The organism is Citrobacter sp. CK191, from assembly GCF_030333435.1.
Classification (GTDB): Bacteria; Pseudomonadota; Gammaproteobacteria; order Enterobacterales; family Enterobacteriaceae; genus Citrobacter_B; species Citrobacter_B koseri.
On the sequence record NZ_JAOWFX010000031.1, the window covers coordinates 763373 to 779681 of the forward strand.

The 16309-nt window shown below is 53.4% G+C and carries 15 protein-coding genes; 6 read left to right on the top strand and 9 right to left on the bottom strand.

What is annotated here, in order from left to right; genetic code table 11:
* Positions 1–111: 111 nt before the first annotated feature.
* From ybtP to OGV82_RS15310, 5 genes are all read left to right on the top strand, one after another.
* Entirely contained in the window at positions 112–1824 is a 1713-nt protein-coding gene (gene ybtP, locus OGV82_RS15290; protein WP_047463397.1) for a yersiniabactin ABC transporter ATP-binding/permease protein YbtP, read from the top strand.
* Positions 1811–3613: a yersiniabactin ABC transporter ATP-binding/permease protein YbtQ gene (ybtQ, locus tag OGV82_RS15295; RefSeq protein WP_047463399.1), complete on the top strand. Its 1803-nt coding sequence runs from the start codon at positions 1811–1813 to the stop codon at positions 3611–3613. Before ybtP ends, ybtQ begins: the two co-directional genes overlap by 14 nt.
* On the top strand, positions 3606–4886 hold the full coding sequence (gene ybtX, locus OGV82_RS15300; protein WP_047463401.1) for a yersiniabactin-associated zinc MFS transporter YbtX: 1281 nt from the start codon (positions 3606–3608) through the stop codon (positions 4884–4886). The genes ybtQ and ybtX overlap by 8 nt, the downstream gene beginning before the upstream one ends.
* A gap of 27 nt (positions 4887–4913) precedes the next feature.
* Positions 4914–6230, top strand: a complete 1317-nt coding sequence (gene ybtS / locus OGV82_RS15305; RefSeq protein ID WP_047463404.1) for a yersiniabactin biosynthesis salicylate synthase Irp9/YbtS — start codon at positions 4914–4916, stop codon at positions 6228–6230.
* Positions 6231–6563: 333 nt separating this feature from the next.
* Entirely contained in the window at positions 6564–7544 is a 981-nt protein-coding gene (locus tag OGV82_RS15310) for a Shedu immune nuclease family protein (protein ID WP_047463405.1), read from the top strand.
* A 267-nt stretch (positions 7545–7811) separates the two neighbouring features.
* Here the strand turns inward: OGV82_RS15310 and ychF are convergent, their stop codons facing one another.
* A complete protein-coding gene (gene ychF / locus OGV82_RS15315) occupies positions 7812–8903 on the bottom strand; it encodes a redox-regulated ATPase YchF (RefSeq protein ID WP_012132142.1) in 1092 nt (363 codons plus the stop codon).
* Positions 8904–9019: 116 nt separating this feature from the next.
* A complete protein-coding gene (gene pth / locus OGV82_RS15320) occupies positions 9020–9604 on the bottom strand; it encodes an aminoacyl-tRNA hydrolase (RefSeq protein ID WP_012132143.1) in 585 nt (194 codons plus the stop codon).
* A 275-nt stretch (positions 9605–9879) separates the two neighbouring features.
* Here pth and ychH point away from each other — a divergent pair, with 275 nt between their 5' ends.
* Complete coding sequence (gene ychH, locus OGV82_RS15325; protein WP_012132144.1) at positions 9880–10158, top strand: stress-induced protein YchH; 279 nt, start codon at positions 9880–9882, stop codon at positions 10156–10158.
* Between the two features lie 51 nt (positions 10159–10209).
* On the opposite strand, the gene OGV82_RS15330 is transcribed toward ychH, so the two are convergent.
* From OGV82_RS15330 to OGV82_RS15360, 7 genes are all read right to left on the bottom strand, one after another.
* A complete protein-coding gene (locus tag OGV82_RS15330) occupies positions 10210–11028 on the bottom strand; it encodes a cytochrome c1 (RefSeq protein ID WP_047463407.1) in 819 nt (272 codons plus the stop codon).
* Positions 11029–11033: 5 nt separating this feature from the next.
* Positions 11034–12206: a cytochrome b gene (locus OGV82_RS15335; RefSeq protein ID WP_047463409.1), complete on the bottom strand. Its 1173-nt coding sequence runs from the start codon at positions 12204–12206 to the stop codon at positions 11034–11036.
* A 1-nt stretch (position 12207) separates the two neighbouring features.
* Entirely contained in the window at positions 12208–12759 is a 552-nt protein-coding gene (gene petA, locus OGV82_RS15340; RefSeq protein ID WP_047463411.1) for a ubiquinol-cytochrome c reductase iron-sulfur subunit, read from the bottom strand.
* A gap of 32 nt (positions 12760–12791) precedes the next feature.
* Entirely contained in the window at positions 12792–13232 is a 441-nt protein-coding gene (locus tag OGV82_RS15345) for a pseudoazurin (RefSeq protein WP_047463413.1), read from the bottom strand.
* Between the two features lie 18 nt (positions 13233–13250).
* The gene (locus OGV82_RS15350; protein WP_047463415.1) at positions 13251–14072 is read right to left on the bottom strand and encodes an ABC transporter ATP-binding protein; all 822 of its coding nucleotides are present in this window, start codon (positions 14070–14072) and stop codon (positions 13251–13253) included.
* Entirely contained in the window at positions 14069–15133 is a 1065-nt protein-coding gene (locus OGV82_RS15355) for a FecCD family ABC transporter permease (RefSeq protein WP_047463417.1), read from the bottom strand. The genes OGV82_RS15350 and OGV82_RS15355 overlap by 4 nt, the downstream gene beginning before the upstream one ends.
* 66 nt (positions 15134–15199) lie before the next feature.
* Positions 15200–16249 (bottom strand): ABC transporter substrate-binding protein, encoded by a 1050-nt coding sequence (locus tag OGV82_RS15360; RefSeq protein WP_024130290.1) that lies wholly within the window; start codon positions 16247–16249, stop codon positions 15200–15202.
* Positions 16250–16309 lie beyond the last annotated feature (60 nt).

Sequence of the window (16309 nt, forward strand, 5' to 3'; positions counted from 1 at the left end):
TCAGGAAATTCAGTTACTCCCATGTCATCTCAATCATCCAATACTGAATCGCTGTCCCGATTTCCTCTCTGGCAGGTGATTACACCGGTTCGCAGGAAGGTTATTTTAGCTATGGCGCTGGCGGGGCTGGCGGCATTAACCAGCCTGGGGGCGCTCCTTTTTCTGGCGTGGAGCCTGCGTGACATTCGCGCGACGCCTGACGCTATTCCGGCCTGGCCGCTGGGCGGCGTGATCGGCTGCGTGATCTTAACTTTTGTTCTGCGCTTGCAGGCGTTCAACACCTCTCATTACGCGGCTTTTCATCTGGAGAACATTCTGCGCAGCAGGTTAGCCCGTAAAGCATTGCAGCTTCCGCCTGGCGTGTTACAGCAAATGGGTAGCGGGTCAGTGGCGAAAGTGATGCTGGATGACGTGAAGTCGTTACATATTTTTGTGGCCGACAGTACGCCGCTCTATGCCCGCGCGATCATCATGCCGCTGGCGACAATCGTTATCTTGTTCTGGCTGGACTGGCGGCTGGCAATCGCGACGCTGGGGGTACTGGCGTTTGGCTCGGTTGTTCTCGTGCTTGCCCGCCAGCGTTCGGAAGATATGGCTCAGCGTTATCATAAGGCGCGCGAGCAGGTTAGCGCGGCGGTTATTGAGTTCGTGCAGGCCATGCCCGTGGTGAGAACGTTTGATAGTGGCAGCAGCAGTTTTTTGCGCTATCAACGCGCCCTTGAAGAGTGGGTCGATGTGCTCAAAACCTGGTATCGCAAAGCCGGTTTTTCAGCGCGTTTTTCCTTCTCGATTCTGAATCCTCTCCCGACCCTGTTTGTCCTGATCTGGTCGGGATACGGCCTGTTGCACTATGGCAGTCTCGATTTTATCGCGTGGGTGGCCGTTTTACTGCTGGGCAGCGGAATGGCCGAAGCCGTAATGCCAATGATGATGCTCAATAACCTGGTCGCGCAAACGCGTTTAAGCATTCAGCGTATTTATCAGGTTCTCGCGATGCCGGAGTTATCGCTGCCGCAGTCTGACCAGCAGCCGCAAGAGGCGAGCATTACCTTTGAGCAGGTGAGCTTTCATTATCCGCAAGCGCGTACTGGCGCCGCGTTGCAGGAGGTGAGCTTTCATGTGCCTGCCGGGCAAATTGTGGCACTGGTCGGGCCAAGCGGCGCCGGAAAAAGCACCGTGGCGCGCTTGCTGCTGCGTTATGCCGACCCGGACAAAGGCCATATCCGTATTGGCGGCGTGGATCTGCGCGATATGCAGACGGACACCCTGATGAAGCAACTCTCGTTTGTGTTTCAGGACAACTTCCTTTTTGCCGACACGATAGCCAATAACATTCGTCTGGGCGCGCCGGATACGCCGCTGGAGGCGGTAATAGCGGCGGCCAGAGTGGCGCAGGCCCATGATTTTATTAGCGCGTTGCCAGAAGGTTACAACACGCGAGTCGGGGAACGCGGGGTATTTCTCTCCGGCGGCCAGCGGCAGCGCATTACTATTGCCAGGGCGCTTTTGCAGGATCGCCCCATCCTGGTGCTTGATGAGGCGACGGCGTTTGCTGACCCGGAAAACGAAGCGGCGCTTATCAAGGCGCTCGCGGCGGCCATGCGCGGCCGGACGGTCATCATGGTCGCGCATCGTCTCTCAATGGTGACTCAGGCCGATGTGATATTGCTGTTTTCCGACGGACAGCTCAGGGAAATGGGGAACCATACGCAACTGTTGGCGCAGGGCGGCCTGTATCAACGGCTCTGGCAACACTATCAGCAGGCGCAGCATTGGGTGCCGGGTGGAACACAGGAAGAGGTGGTGGAAAATGAAAGACAATAATCCTGCGGATAACCTGGCCTGGCGCGTCATCTGGCGCCAGCTTATCTCCAGCGTTGGCAGTCAGGCCAGGATGCTGAGGCGCAGTATGCTGGCGCTGTTGCTGGCGGCATTCATGCAGGGGATCGCCTTTGCCTGTCTTTATCCGATCATTGATGCGCTGTTACGGGGAGACGCGCCGCAACTTCTCAACTGGGCTGTGGCCTTCAGCGTTGCCACGATTGTGACGCTGGCGCTACGCTGGTATGGCCTGGGCTTTGAATACCGTGGTCATCTGGCGCAGGCCACCCATGAGTTGCGCCTGCGACTTGGCGAGCAGTTACGCCGCGTGCCGCTGGAGAAGCTCCAGCGCGGCAGGGCGGGCGAAATGAACGCCTTGCTGCTGGGCAGCGTGGATGAAAACCTTAATTATGTTATTGCGATAGCCAATATTTTGCTGCTCACCATTGTCACGCCGCTGACGGCGTCGCTGGCGACATTGTGGATAGACTGGCGGCTGGGGCTGGTGATGTTGCTGATCTTCCCTCTGCTGGTGCCGTTTTATTACTGGCGCCGCCCGGCGATGCGGCGACAAATGCAGACGCTGGGGGAAGCGCACCAGCGTCTGAGCGGCGATATCGTTGAATTTGCTCAGGGGATGATGGTATTGCGCACCTGCGGCAGCGATGCCGATAAAAGCCGGGCGCTGCTGGCGCATTTCAATGCGCTGGAAAACTTACAGACCCGCACTCACCGTCAGGGCGCTGGCGCGACGATGCTGATCGCCAGCGTCGTGGAGTTGGGCCTACAGGTGGTGGTGTTATCCGGGATCGTCTGGGTGGTGACGGGCACTCTGAACCTCGCCTTTCTGATTGCCGCCGTCGCGATGATTATGCGCTTCGCAGAACCGATGGCGATGTTTATCAGCTACACCTCGGTTGTGGAACTGATCGCCAGCGCCCTGCAACGGATTGAGCAGTTTATGGCGATAGCACCGCTTCCCGTCGCAGAGCAAAGCGAGATGCCGGAACGTTACGATATCCGCTTTGACAACGTCAGCTATCGCTACGAAGAAGGCGACGGCCACGCGCTTAATCATGTTTCTTTGACGTTCCCGGCGGCCAGTATGAGCGCGCTGGTGGGCGCCTCCGGCGCAGGCAAAACCACGGTCACTAAACTGTTAATGCGCTATGCCGATCCGCAGCAAGGGCAGATTTCTATTGGCGGCGTCGATATTCGCCGCCTGACGCCGGAACAGCTCAATAGCCTGATTTCTGTTGTTTTCCAGGATGTCTGGCTGTTTGATGACACGCTGCTGGCGAATATCCGTATCGCGCGCCCACAGGCGACGCGACAGGAGGTGGAAGAGGCAGCCCGCGCGGCGCAGTGCCTTGAGTTTATTTCCCGTCTTCCGCAAGGCTGGCTGACGCCAATGGGGGAGATGGGCGGCCAGCTATCGGGCGGCGAGCGCCAGCGGATTTCCATTGCCAGAGCGTTATTGAAAAACGCGCCGGTCGTCATTCTCGATGAACCGACCGCCGCACTGGATATTGAAAGCGAGCTGGCGGTGCAAAAAGCGATCGATAACCTGGTTCACAACCGGACGGTGATTATCATCGCTCACCGGTTATCCACCATTGCCGGGGCCGGAAACATTCTGGTGATGGAAGAGGGACAGGTGGTTGAGCAGGGTACTCATGCGCAATTGCTCTCTCATCATGGACGTTATCAGGCGCTGTGGCAGGCGCAAATGGCCGCGCGCGTGTGGCGTGACGACGGGGTTTCCGCGTCTGGAGAGTGGGTGCATGAGTGATGTTCAGTCGAATGTGAAACCGCTGACATTGACGACCGGGCGGGTGATTTTTGCTATTGCCGGCGTCTATGTGACGCAGAGCCTGGTATCGGCGCTGTCTATGCAGTCCTTACCCGCGCTGGTGCGCGCTGCTGGCGGTTCGCTGGCGCTTGCCGGTGCGACAACCCTGTTCATGCTGCCCTGGGCGCTGAAGTTTATTTGGGCGCCGTGGATCGAACGCTGGCGGCTTCCGCCCGGTAGCCCGGAACGCCGTTCGCGGATGTTAATCCTGCGTGGTCAGGTCGCGCTAGCGGCGATCCTGATGATTGCCGCAGCGATTGGCTGGTTTGGGCGAGAAGGGGGATTTCCCGATACGCAAATCGTTGCGTTATTTGTTTTGTTTATGGTGGCAGGCACGGTCGCCTCCACCATTGATATCGCCAGCGACGGCTTTTGCGTCGATCAACTGACCCGCGCGGGTTACGGCTGGGGAAACAGCGTGCAGGTTGGCGGCAGCTATCTGGGAATGATGTGCGGCGGCGGGGTGTTCCTGATGCTGTCGGCAGCATCCGGCTGGCCTGTCGCCATGCTGATGATGGCGGTGCTGATTATGGCGCTGTCATTCCCGCTGTGGCGCATTACGGAGCCGACGCGAACAGCGACTATCCCGCATGTTCCGGCGTTAGGTTATGCGCTAAGGAGGAAACAGGCGCGCCTGGGCTTACTGCTGGTATTAATGCTGAATTCAGGCATGCGGTTTGTGCTGCCTCTTCTGGCGCCGCTGTTGTTGGATCATGGGTTGAGCATGTCCGCGTTGGGCGCGCTGTTCAGCGGCGGCAATATTGCAGCGGGCATAGCAGGAACGCTGGCCGGCGGATTGCTGATGAAATACACCTCACCCGGCAGAGCGCTGTTGACGGCTTATGGCGTCCAGGGGATCGCGCTGCTGGCGGTGGTGATGACGCTCATGATGGCGCCGGGTCATCTGCTGCTGCCGATTCTCCAGTGTCTGGTCATTGTCCAGTCCATTTCGCTGGCCTGCGCGCTGGTCTGTCTTTACGCCACGCTGATGTCGCTTTCATCGCCTTTGCAGGCCGGTGTCGACTTCACCCTCTTTCAATGTACTGACGCGGCAATCGCCATTCTGGCTGGCGTTATCGGCGGCGTTGTTGCTCAACATTTTGGCTATGCGGCCTGCTTCCTGTTTGCCGGGGCATTCACGTTGCTGGCGGCGTGGGTTGCTTATATCCGGCTGCATTCGGCAAGAGAACTGATGACAAGCGCAATTGATTGATCCGGGAATAACACAGAGAGGTAAGGGATGAAAATCAGTGAATTTCTACACCTGGCGTTACCAGAGGAACAATGGCTGCCGACGATTTCTGGCGTTTTACGCCAGTTCGCAGAAGAAGAGTGTTATGTCTATGAGCGTCAACCCTGTTGGTATTTAGGCAAAGGGTGCCAGGCACGGCTGCACATTAATGCCGACGGAACGCAGGCGACATTTATTGATGATGCCGGGGAGCAAAAATGGGCGGTGGATTCCATTGCCGACTGCGCGCGTCGTTTTATGGCGCATCCTCAGGTGAAAGGACGTCGGGTATATGGACAGGTTGGGTTCAACTTTGCGGCGCATGCGCGGGGGATTGCCTTTAACGCCGGGGAGTGGCCGCTGCTGACGTTAACCGTTCCCCGTGAAGAACTTATTTTTGAAAAGGGAAATGTCACCGTTTATGCGGACTCCGCCGACGGGTGCCGACGTTTGTGCGAGTGGGTAAAAGAGGCCAGTACAACGACGCAGAACGTACCACTGGCGGTGGATACCGCCCTCAATGGTGAGGCGTATAAACAACAGGTTGCACGCGCCGTTGCGGAGATCCGCCGTGGCGAGTATGTCAAAGTGATTGTCTCGCGCGCCATTCCCCTGCCATCGCGGATTGATATGCCCGCCACGCTGTTATACGGGCGACAGGCAAACACGCCTGTGCGCTCGTTTATGTTCCGTCAGGAAGGACGCGAAGCGCTGGGCTTTAGCCCGGAACTGGTGATGTCAGTGACGGGCAATAAAGTGGTCACTGAACCGCTTGCGGGCACCCGCGATCGCATGGGAAACCCGGAGCATAATAAGGCGAAAGAGGCAGAACTGCTGCACGACAGTAAAGAGGTGCTTGAGCATATCCTTTCTGTCAAAGAAGCTATTGCTGAACTGGAGGCCGTTTGCCAGCCGGGCAGCGTGGTGGTTGAAGATTTAATGTCGGTTCGCCAGCGCGGCAGCGTTCAGCATCTGGGGTCTGGTGTGAGCGGTCAGCTTGCGGAAAACAAGGATGCCTGGGATGCGTTTACCGTGCTGTTTCCGTCGATTACCGCCTCAGGTATCCCTAAAAATGCTGCCCTGAACGCGATTATGCAAATTGAGAAGACGCCGCGAGAGCTTTATTCCGGCGCAATCCTGTTGCTGGACGATACGCGCTTCGATGCGGCGCTAGTCCTGCGTTCCGTATTTCAGGACAGCCAGCGTAGCTGGATACAGGCGGGGGCGGGAATCATCGCGCAATCTACGCCGGAACGCGAACTGACGGAAACCCGGGAGAAATTAGCGAGCATTGCGCCCTATTTAATAGCGGCAGAGCAGGGGTAGTCGGGTGAGATTGCCCGTCCAGGCAGTCAGCGGCTGGTTATTAATGTGAAGCGCAGCGTTATGAAAAAATCCACGCCAGAGCGTGGATTTTTGTTATTCGTGAAAGGTGTCTCTTTCACGAAGATGGGTCAATGACGAGTAAAGCTTCCGTTCATGAATACCCGTTTCGGGCAGATTTATGCTCATTGCGGAGAATCTTCACTCAAAAACGGTGAGTGGAAATCTACTGACAAAATCGTATGATGCAGGTAAAGATACTCGAATATGCTGTACGCATCTGCAAGATGCGCGTCAGGATAAATAAAATACACTGCGAAAGTTGAGGTTGTGCTAATGGAATTTGAGGCGGAAAAAGTAACCTTTGAGAGAAAGGTAAGACGTTATCTCTCCGCTAGCGTGAAGCGGCAGGTAGCTATATTGAGCGGCTATCGATGCTCGTTTCCAGGTTGTGATCAAAACCTCATGCTTCAGGACTCATCATTTATTGGGGAAATAGCTTCGATTGAAGCCATTCACTCTCACGGGCCAAGATACAACCCTTCTACAAATGCAGACCAACTACTTCAAACAGAAAACTATCTTCTGTTATGCCCGAATCATCATGCGATTATTAACAGGCAGCCGGAAATATATTCGACTGAGTGGCTAAGAAAGGCCAGGAAAGAACATTTAAATAAAATATCAGAAATAGTGTCTGCCTCGAAGTGTGTAGCAGAGGTCAAGCTGGATGAGCAGGTCGAAATCTCTTTAGAGGAAGCAATAGGTGTCTGGAAAGTAAATCGTGAAAATGCATCTGAGGAATTCTGGCAAACTCTTCTACAAAAATGTCCTGCTGTATTATCACAGATATTTCCACAAAGTATGTTTCAGTTAGGCAGTAAATGCTATGTTGGCGGAAAATCGATAAACAATTCGGGTGGTAATCTTGTCGATTTTATCTACGCAAGCAGACTGACTGGAAATATAGTATTGGTCGAAATAAAGACCCCAAAGACGATATTGCTGGGGAAAAGATATAGAACTAATGCCTATTCAATTAGCGAAGAACTATCTGGGGCATTTGTTCAGGTGTTAAATTATAAAGACCAATTAATGAAGGAATATTTCAAACTAAGTGAAGGTAACGGAGGTGATTCATTTTTGGCATTCAACCCTAAATGCTTAATTGTTATTGGTACACTTGAGTCGGAGCTTAAAGATAATAGTCAATACAAATCATTTGAGCTATTCAGAAATAGTATGACAAACGTTGAGATTGTCACTTATGACGAGCTATTTCAAAAGGCTCAAGACATTCTGGATATGATCAAATAACATGTAATATCGTTTTTAGCCGACTTCCGCCTGTCATTGCGGACAAGAAGCCTCATACAAAGGATAATTTATAACTACAACCACTTAAGGCGTCTACAAAATGGGTGGCTATTCAGATTATCACCACCGCTATACTCAGTTCCGACCGCACTTCCATGATATCAACGGATACGCTTTAAATAAAAAATCCACGCAATTGCGTGGATTTTATGGCTTTTTGAGATTCTCATGCGATTCACTGAGATCGCATGAGACAACAGAAGCGAATTAGACGTTGAACAAGAAGTTCATCACATCGCCGTCTTTAACGATGTAGTCTTTGCCTTCCGCACGCATCTTACCGGCTTCTTTCGCGCCTTGTTCACCTTTGTACGTGATGAAGTCGTCGAAAGCGATGGTCTGCGCACGAATAAAGCCTTTCTCAAAATCGGTGTGAATTTTACCCGCAGCCTGCGGTGCGGTTGCGCCGACAGGAATCGTCCACGCGCGTACTTCTTTCACACCAGCGGTAAAATAAGTTTGCAGATTCAGCAGCTTGTAGCCAGCGCGAATAACGCGGTTGAGACCCGGTTCTTCAATACCCAGCTCAGCCATAAACTCGTCACGGTCAGCATCGTCGAGTTCTGCGATGTCGGCCTCGATAGCGGCACAAACCGGAACCACGACAGAGCCTTCTGCATCGGCAATGGCGCGAACCTGATCCAGGTACGGGTTATTTTCGAAGCCATCTTCGTTGACGTTAGCGATATACATGGTTGGCTTCAGCGTCAGGAAGCTCAGATAGCGGATCGCCGCTTTATCTTCGTCTGTCAGATCCAGTGAGCGCAGCATGCCGGCGTTTTCCAGGTGCGGCAGGCATTTTTCCAGCGCGGCCAGCTCAGCTTTCGCGTCTTTATCGCCGCCTTTGGCTTTCTTCTGCACGCGGTGAATGGCGCGTTCACAGGTATCAAGGTCGGACAGCGCCAGCTCGGTGTTGATAACGTCAATATCTTCCGCCGGGTTTACTTTCCCCGCAACGTGGATGATGTTGTCGTTTTCAAAGCAGCGTACTACGTGACCAATCGCTTCGGTTTCACGGATGTTTGTCAGGAACTGGTTACCCAGGCCTTCGCCTTTCGACGCGCCTTTTACCAGACCGGCAATGTCGACGAACTCCATAGTGGTAGGGAGAATGCGCTGCGGCTTGACAATCTCAGCCAGTTTGTCCAGACGCGGATCGGGCATCGGCACTACACCGGTATTTGGCTCGATGGTGCAGAACGGGAAGTTTGCCGCTTCAATACCGGCTTTAGTCAGGGCGTTGAACAGGGTGGATTTCCCGACGTTGGGCAAACCAACGATACCGCATTTGAATCCCATGATTTAAATCACCTTAATATCTTGATAATCAACCTGTTGCAGAAAACAGATTGTAGAAAAGTAAACAACTTTGCCTATTATACACAGCGCGCGGCAAAAATGCCGCACATCACTGCTTATTGTGCTTTAAAGGCATGTAATCGGTTCGTCGCTTTGGTTAACCCTTCTTTGAACCAGACTTCAGTACAACGTGCCGCTTCGTCAATGGCGTCGTCAATTAACTTTTGTTCCGACACCGGCGGTTTACCCAGAACAAAACCGACAACTTTATTTTTATCGCCCGGATGACCAATTCCGACACGTAAGCGATGAAAGTTAGGGTTATTACCCAGTTTGTTGATGATGTCTTTCAGGCCATTATGACCACCGTGTCCGCCGCCTAACTTAAATTTCGCGACGCCAGGGGGGAGATCCAGTTCGTCGTGGGCAACCAGAATCTCATCAGGCATGATGCGGTAAAAACTGGCCATCGCGCCGACGGCTTTACCGCTCAGATTCATAAACGTGGTCGGCACCAGCAGGCGAACATCTTCCCCTTCGAGGGTCACTCTGGAGGTGTAACCGAAGAATTTCGGCTCTTCACGCAGAGGCGCGCGTAGTCGCTCTGCCAGTAAATCGACGTACCATGCGCCCGCATTGTGGCGTGTCGCCGCGTATTCTGCGCCGGGGTTCGCCAGGCCGACAATCAATTTAATCGTCACGTTTTTTGTCCTGAGTGTGTTCATAACTGGCGCGTAGTTTACTGTCTGCGGCCGCGCTTGACAAAAAACAGCGTGGATTGCGCCGGAAGCTGAATAATTGCCTGTTTGAACTATTGGAAAGTCAAGCTGTTCAGAGGGTTATTTGTAAAGTTTTGTTGAATAACAGGTTGTAATTGTGATCGCCCACGCACTCATAAAGCACAGTGTTGTCTATACTTTACACATAAGGATTAGGGGTATTCCCTGAAGCAACCCAAAAGTTCCGGAGGTGACATATGAAACGCAAAAACGCTTCGTTACTCGGTAACGTGCTCATGGGGTTGGGGTTAGTGGTCATGGTGGTTGGTGTTGGTTATTCTATTTTAAACCAGTTACCGCAGTTTAACCTGCCACAATTTTTTGCACATGGTGCGGTGCTGAGCATCTTTGTCGGTGCCATTCTCTGGCTGGCAGGTGCCCGCGTAGGTGGGCATGAGCAGGTGAGCGATCGTTACTGGTGGGTTCGCCACTACGACAAACGCTGCCGCCGTAACGACAATCGCCGTCACAGCTAAGGTATCGCGTCGGTTTAAGACCAGTCAGCGTTGGACTGACTGGTCATTGTCTTAACCATTCTCACTCGTTTTTTCTGACGAGCGTCTCTTTAATCGGCGCAAAATCAGCAGCAATGCCAGCATAATGACCAGATAACTCATTACGTAATGGCCCTGATGCTTTCGCTGTTCAAGCGCCGGATCGGCAGCCCATGCCAGAAAAGCCGTAACGTCCCGCGCGTACTGCTCTTCGGTTTCTGGTATATCGTCCTTTTCTGACCTGTTGATCTCCCCATCAGACAACGGCTTCGGCATGTTAATTATGCCGCCGGGAGCGTATCGGTTTGCCTTCATTTCCGGGTCGTCAGGCAGATAACCGGTCAACAAGGCATAGACGTAATCCGCCCCCTGATCGGTATAGGGCAAGAAGGCATCGAACAGAAATTGCGGGAACCCCCGGTCGAACGTTCTGGCGCGAACGATATAGGTTAAATCGACGGGAAGGGCGCCATTATTAAGATATCTTGCTTCCTGATCGTTAAGGTAGGGCGAGACAAACGTATCATTGAGATTGCCTTCCCGCTCGCCGGGTTGACCATCATCCTGAATGTCGGGAAAGACGTAGCCGCTGGCAAGACGTTTTGCCTCTGTGAGCGAGAGTTCGGGCCCGCCTGGCTTTGTCAGGGTACGAAAATTAAGATGAACCATCCCGTGGCAGGCGCGGCATTTCTCTTCGTAGACCTGTAAACCGCGCCGCAGTTGTTCTTTATCATAGTGGCCCGTTATGCCGCTAAAACTCCACGCCTGGCGAGGTGGCGTCTCTTGCGCACAGACAGCGCTGGTGCCCAGAATGCACAGCCATAAAACGCTATATCTCACTAATCCCTTCATGGCGGTTAATCCTGCTTTTCCAGAAAACGTCGGCAGGGCAGTACGATGACAAACCATCCGAAGTAAACCAGCGTTGAAAGTTGCGATGCCGCGCGTATCCAGCCCTCTTCATTACTGAAACCGTCAGGCAGGTCGGGGCCGACCAGCGCTTTTGAACCCAGCCATCCTAAAAAGAATGCATTAGCAACCCAGAGCCAAAAACCACATTTAACGAGTTTGCTGTAATTGCGAAAGCGGGCGCGTGAAGTGTCGAGCCAGGGGAGAAAATAAAAAATCAGCACTGAAGCACACATGGCGACTATCCCGAGAAGTTCGTTTGGGAAGCAGCGCAAAATGGAAAAGAACGGCAAAAAATACCACTCAGGCGCCACGACAGCGGGCGTTACGGTGGGATCTGCCGGGATAAAATTGTCGGCGCTGCTGAGATAGTGCGGGGCAAAGAATAAAAACCAGGCGAACAGCATCATGAAAAGAGTGAGCTTGATGGCATCACTGTCGGTGATTTTATAATCGAAAAACAGTTTCCGGGACTCGCTCTGCGTAAATGTCTTTTTCATTGCCTGCGCAAATGCGGACTGCACGGTGCGGATATGCCATATCGTTCCCCCGACAATGACGAAGGGGATAATAAAATGAAGCACATAAAAACGGCCTAATGTGGGTGTTCCTGGAGCATACCCGCCGACTAAAAACGAATACAACGTATCTCCCACCCACGGGATCGCACGAGTGAATCCGGTAATAACGGTAGCGGCCCAGTAGCTCTTTTGCCCCCAAATCAGGCTATATCCCAGAAATGCGGTGATCATCAGTAGCACGTATAACGTCACGCTTATCATCCACATTTTGAGATAAGGCTTTCGGTACACGTTGTAATACATGGCGCGGAAGATGTGCAGGTAACAGGCGAAGAAAAATAGCGATGCGCCAATAGAATGCGCGTTGCGCACCAGTTCGCCGTGTCTCACGGATCGCATAATATGAATGATTGAATCAAAGGCCAGCCCTTCCGTGGGTACATAAAACATCGCCAGAACGAGACCAGAAAGGATTTGTACTCCGAGCATCACCAGCAGAATGATCCCGACGGCAAAAACCCAGACGCCTGCGACCGTACGAGGGAAGGGAATACGCCACACTCGTTCTCGTCGGGGTACGGATAGATGTTCTGCCGCCATTTCAGACTTCCTTCGCGCCGATACGCACAGTCAGGCCATCGGGATGAAACGCGTAATCGGGGATTGCGAGGTTCGCCGTAGCGGGCCCCCGCGTGACGCGCCCTGAAGTGTCAAACTCCGAGCCATGACAAGGACATACCCAGCCTTGCCCACCGGGTTTGGCATTGGGCACACAGCCTGCGTGGGGGCAGTAACCTTGAATGACCAGCCACTGCGGATACTCTGTCTTGATACGTTCGCCGTCAGCCTGCGGATCGATAAAATGATGGACATCCGCCTGCTGCGCTGAGCGAATTTCCTCCGGGGTACGGTGATGAATAAGGATAAGCTTTCCCTGCCAGACTCTTTTCACCGTCTGGCCGACGGCAACCCCGGCGAGAGAGACATCGACAGGTTCGTTTTCCGCTACGGTTTTATCATCCGGCCCCAGTGCGGAGATGAGCGGCCAGACGGCGGCGGTGACACCCGCAGCCCCGACAAATTTTGTGAGTTTACACAGGCATTCTCGCCGCTGTACCTGAACGTCTTCATTGCTCTGTTTTTTATCCGCCACCGTGCGCCCCTCACCATTTTCGCGTATCTGGATTACTGTTTCTCAATGCGTGTATAAATGTCCTGGAAACGCTTATCCGCGATCCCCGGAGCCTTAAAGGTTCGATAGCTGTCAGGCAGGGTTGCATCACCCACTTTAATGAGCATCACCATCCCTTGCGCGTAATGCGGGGTGCATTTAATACCGTAAAATCCAGGTTTGTCGTACCTGACCTCAATTTCCTCATCAATCTTGCCGACAAATCCGGGGTAGCCTGCTGGCGAAAGCTCTGCGATTGACGCAGCGTTATGGCTCTTATGCTTGCGAATAAACTTCACGGTGTCGCCTGGCTGAATCGCCAGATAATCAGGTTCATATACCATCGGGCCGCCCGCGCCTCTGTTTTTCATCAGCACTTCGTGGGTCTGAGCGAAAGCCGTGGTGGTCAGCGCTAACAGACATAACATGCTCAGGCTTTGCTTAATCAATTTCATGGGTTCTCCCTTAGGTGTTTATTCCGGTCGTTGGTAGCGGATGAAGCAGCTCAATCCATCCGGCGCCTGCTCAACGATGGCATTAATGCCAAACCACTGGCTGAGGTTTTCAGGCGTAAAAATGGTTGCAGGGCTGCCCTGCATCACCAGTTGACCCGCTTTCATTACGAGAATGCGGTCGCAGAACATGGCGGCATGGTTCAGGTCGTGCAGAGCCGCAATGACGGTGAGCTTCTGGCGTTTCACCAGATTAAGCAGACCTATCTGATGTTGAATGTCGAGATGGTTCGTGGGTTCATCCATCAGCAGCACTTTCGGTTGCTGCGCCAGGGCCCGGGCGATATGCAGACGCTGTTTTTCCCCGCCAGAAAAGGTATTCCAGCAGCGATTTTGTACGCGCTGTAGATCTACCTTCTCCAGCATGGTCTGGACAATATCGTCATCTTGTTTAGACCAGGGCGAGAGCAGACTCAACCACGGGGTGCGCCCCAGAGAGACAGCCTGCAATGCGGTGAGACGTTCACTGGTTTCCGCTTGTTGTTCCACCAGCGCCACTTTTTGCGCTAAATGGCGGCGCGAGTAATGGCGGATATTTTTATTCTCCAGCGTTACGCTGCCTGACGAGGGTTTCAGTAAACCGGCAAGCAATGAGATCAGTGATGTTTTGCCTGAGCCATTGGGGCCGATAATGCCGACAAACTCACCGGGCGCGACGTGAAAAGAGACGTCGCTGACGATGGCTTTGCCTTTTACTTCCCAGTGCAGTTGCTGCGCCTGCACCAGGCTTCGGACTGTTGCAGAAGGATAGCGTGGAGCGGTGAGAGCAGAATTTACCGTCATTTTGTCTGGTTTCCTCTGATCAAAATGATGGAAAACGCAGGTGCGCCTACAAGCGCCGTAATCACCCCGATGGGTAACACCTGCCCGGGAAGTAATGTTCTGGAGATTACGTCGGCGATAATGAGAAAAATGGCGCCGATCATGGCGCTGATTGGCAGCAATCGATGGTGTTGATTACCCACCAGCAGGCGGGCGGCATGGGGGATCACCAGGCCGACAAAACCAATCGCCCCGACAATGGAGACCATAATTGCTGTCATCCCGGTAACGGCGGCAATCAGGACTCCGCGCGTGCGTTTTACCGGGATGCCAAGTGACGCTGCGGACTCTGCGCCAAACGAAAACGCATCCAGATGACGGGCGTAACAAAAACATAACGCCACACCGACCAGCGCGGTAGGGACGGCCAAAACGACATCTGGCCAGCGAACGCCGCTCAGATTGCCCAGCAGCCAGAACATAATCCCACGGGCCTGTTCCGCATTCGCTGAGCGAGTGATGATTAGTGAGGTGAGGGCATTAAATAGCTGTGAACTGGCGATCCCGGCCAGGATGATTTGCGTGGTGGCGCTTCCCTGTCTCCCCCCGGCGGCGATCGCCAGTAACGCCACGAAAAGAAAAGCCGTTAACGCCCCAATAAAAGCCCCGAGCGACATGCTGACGATCCCAGCGCCAAGCCCTGTTAAGGCGATCAGAACAGCGCCGGTCGAGGCGCCGGCAGAGATCCCCAGTAGATAAGGCTCTGCCAGCGCGTTTCGTAGCAATGACTGCAATACGACGCCGGAAACCGCCAGACACGCGCCACAACAGGCAGAAACCAACGCCCGCGTCAGGCGATAGTTCCAGATAATGCCCGCATCCAGCGCATCAACGGCATAGCGCGTATCAAAGAACTGGTTAGAAAGCGTATGGATAACATGCTGCCAGGGGATAAACGTCTCGCCAATGGAGATCCCCGCCAATAGAACGCAGCACATCAGCACGCTGACCCAAAGGGCGTGTCCCCCGATTCTTATCGTTAACTGGCCGACAGCGCGACGCGTCCTGCGAGTTTCGCTCATCATCTACCTGCAATTCTGAATACCAGAGGCGCGCTATGCCCGGTAAGACATAGCGCGACATAAAGATTATTGAGCCGTTTTCGGATGTGCCAGACCGTATTCAACCAACGCATCTGCGAGTTTCTCGACGCCATCTATCGTTCTGATGCCGGCGTTCATTGTTTGCACATCCACCACCGGCAGATGGTTCTCCTTCACGGCGGGGATGAGTTTAGTCACGGGGTCGGACTTGAGATATTCCAGTTTGACCTGCCAGTCATCTGCCGGGAAACGACGACGGCTCATTTCACCGAGAACAATGACGGACGGGCTGGCTTTCGCGATGGTTTCCCAGCCAACGGTTGGCCACTCTTCAGCAGAATCAATCACATTTTTCACCCCCAGCGTCTGGGCGATCCATGCGGCAGGGCCAAATTTCCCGGCCACATAGGGGTCCAGTTGCAGATCGGCGCTGGAAAACCAGAATACGGCGGAGACGTTTTTATCCATTCCGGCAATTTTGTCTTTGGCGGCAGCTTCACGGGCCTTCAGACTGGCGATCAATTCATCGCCTTTGTCCTGCACGTCAAAAATTTTCGCCAGATCGGAGACTTCCTGATAAACCATAGCAATATCAAACATGCCTTTACGTACACCGTCGCCACCGTCTTCGTTGTCTTTAGCGCAGTCCGCAGGCGCGGTATATACCGGCACGTTCAACTCGCTAAACTGCTCGTAAGAGGCGACGGTTCCGGCAGGCCCAATTTGCCATTCAAACTGACTGGCGACCAAATCCGGTTTTTTGGCAATAATGCCTTCAAAGCTGGGGATGTTCTGCGCAATCACGGCCACTTTTTCATTTGCCGCTTTGTAAGCATCCGGGACGGGACCGAACCACAGCGATGTGCCGACAACGCGCTCGGCCAGCCCCAGGGAATAAAGAATTTCAGTGCTGTTTTGCCCGACCGTGGCAACGCGTTCCGGGGCTTTATTGAAGGTAATATCACGGCCGCAGTTTTTAATCGTCAACGGATAGACTGTTTTTGCCGCATGAGTCAATCCTGATGTGAATAATAACGCTGCGCCAGCCACAGCCAGAAGGTATTTTTTATGAGGTAAAGTAAAGTCTGCGTACATTGTTATCGTCCTGTACATGCCAGAATCTGAACGTCTGGTCATGGTTTATTTGGTTCCATA

Bases quoted from the DNA above. Each gene is read 5' to 3' on its own strand.
- ybtP (WP_047463397.1), top strand. From the start codon at position 112: ATGGCGCTGGCGGGGCTGGCGGCATTAACCAGCCTGGGGGCGCTCCTT.
- ybtQ (WP_047463399.1), top strand. From the start codon at position 1,811: ATGAAAGACAATAATCCTGCGGATAACCTGGCCTGGCGCGTCATCTGG.
- ybtX (WP_047463401.1), top strand. From the start codon at position 3,606: ATGAGTGATGTTCAGTCGAATGTGAAACCGCTGACATTGACGACCGGG.
- ybtS (WP_047463404.1), top strand. From the start codon at position 4,914: ATGAAAATCAGTGAATTTCTACACCTGGCGTTACCAGAGGAACAATGG.
- OGV82_RS15310 (WP_047463405.1), top strand. From the start codon at position 6,564: ATGGAATTTGAGGCGGAAAAAGTAACCTTTGAGAGAAAGGTAAGACGT.
- ychF (WP_012132142.1), bottom strand. From the start codon at position 8,903: ATGGGATTCAAATGCGGTATCGTTGGTTTGCCCAACGTCGGGAAATCC.
- ychH (WP_012132144.1), top strand. From the start codon at position 9,880: ATGAAACGCAAAAACGCTTCGTTACTCGGTAACGTGCTCATGGGGTTG.
- OGV82_RS15330 (WP_047463407.1), bottom strand. From the start codon at position 11,028: ATGAAGGGATTAGTGAGATATAGCGTTTTATGGCTGTGCATTCTGGGC.
- OGV82_RS15335 (WP_047463409.1), bottom strand. From the start codon at position 12,206: ATGGCGGCAGAACATCTATCCGTACCCCGACGAGAACGAGTGTGGCGT.
- OGV82_RS15345 (WP_047463413.1), bottom strand. From the start codon at position 13,232: ATGAAATTGATTAAGCAAAGCCTGAGCATGTTATGTCTGTTAGCGCTG.
- OGV82_RS15350 (WP_047463415.1), bottom strand. From the start codon at position 14,072: ATGACGGTAAATTCTGCTCTCACCGCTCCACGCTATCCTTCTGCAACA.
- OGV82_RS15355 (WP_047463417.1), bottom strand. From the start codon at position 15,133: ATGAGCGAAACTCGCAGGACGCGTCGCGCTGTCGGCCAGTTAACGATA.
- OGV82_RS15360 (WP_024130290.1), bottom strand. From the start codon at position 16,249: ATGTACGCAGACTTTACTTTACCTCATAAAAAATACCTTCTGGCTGTG.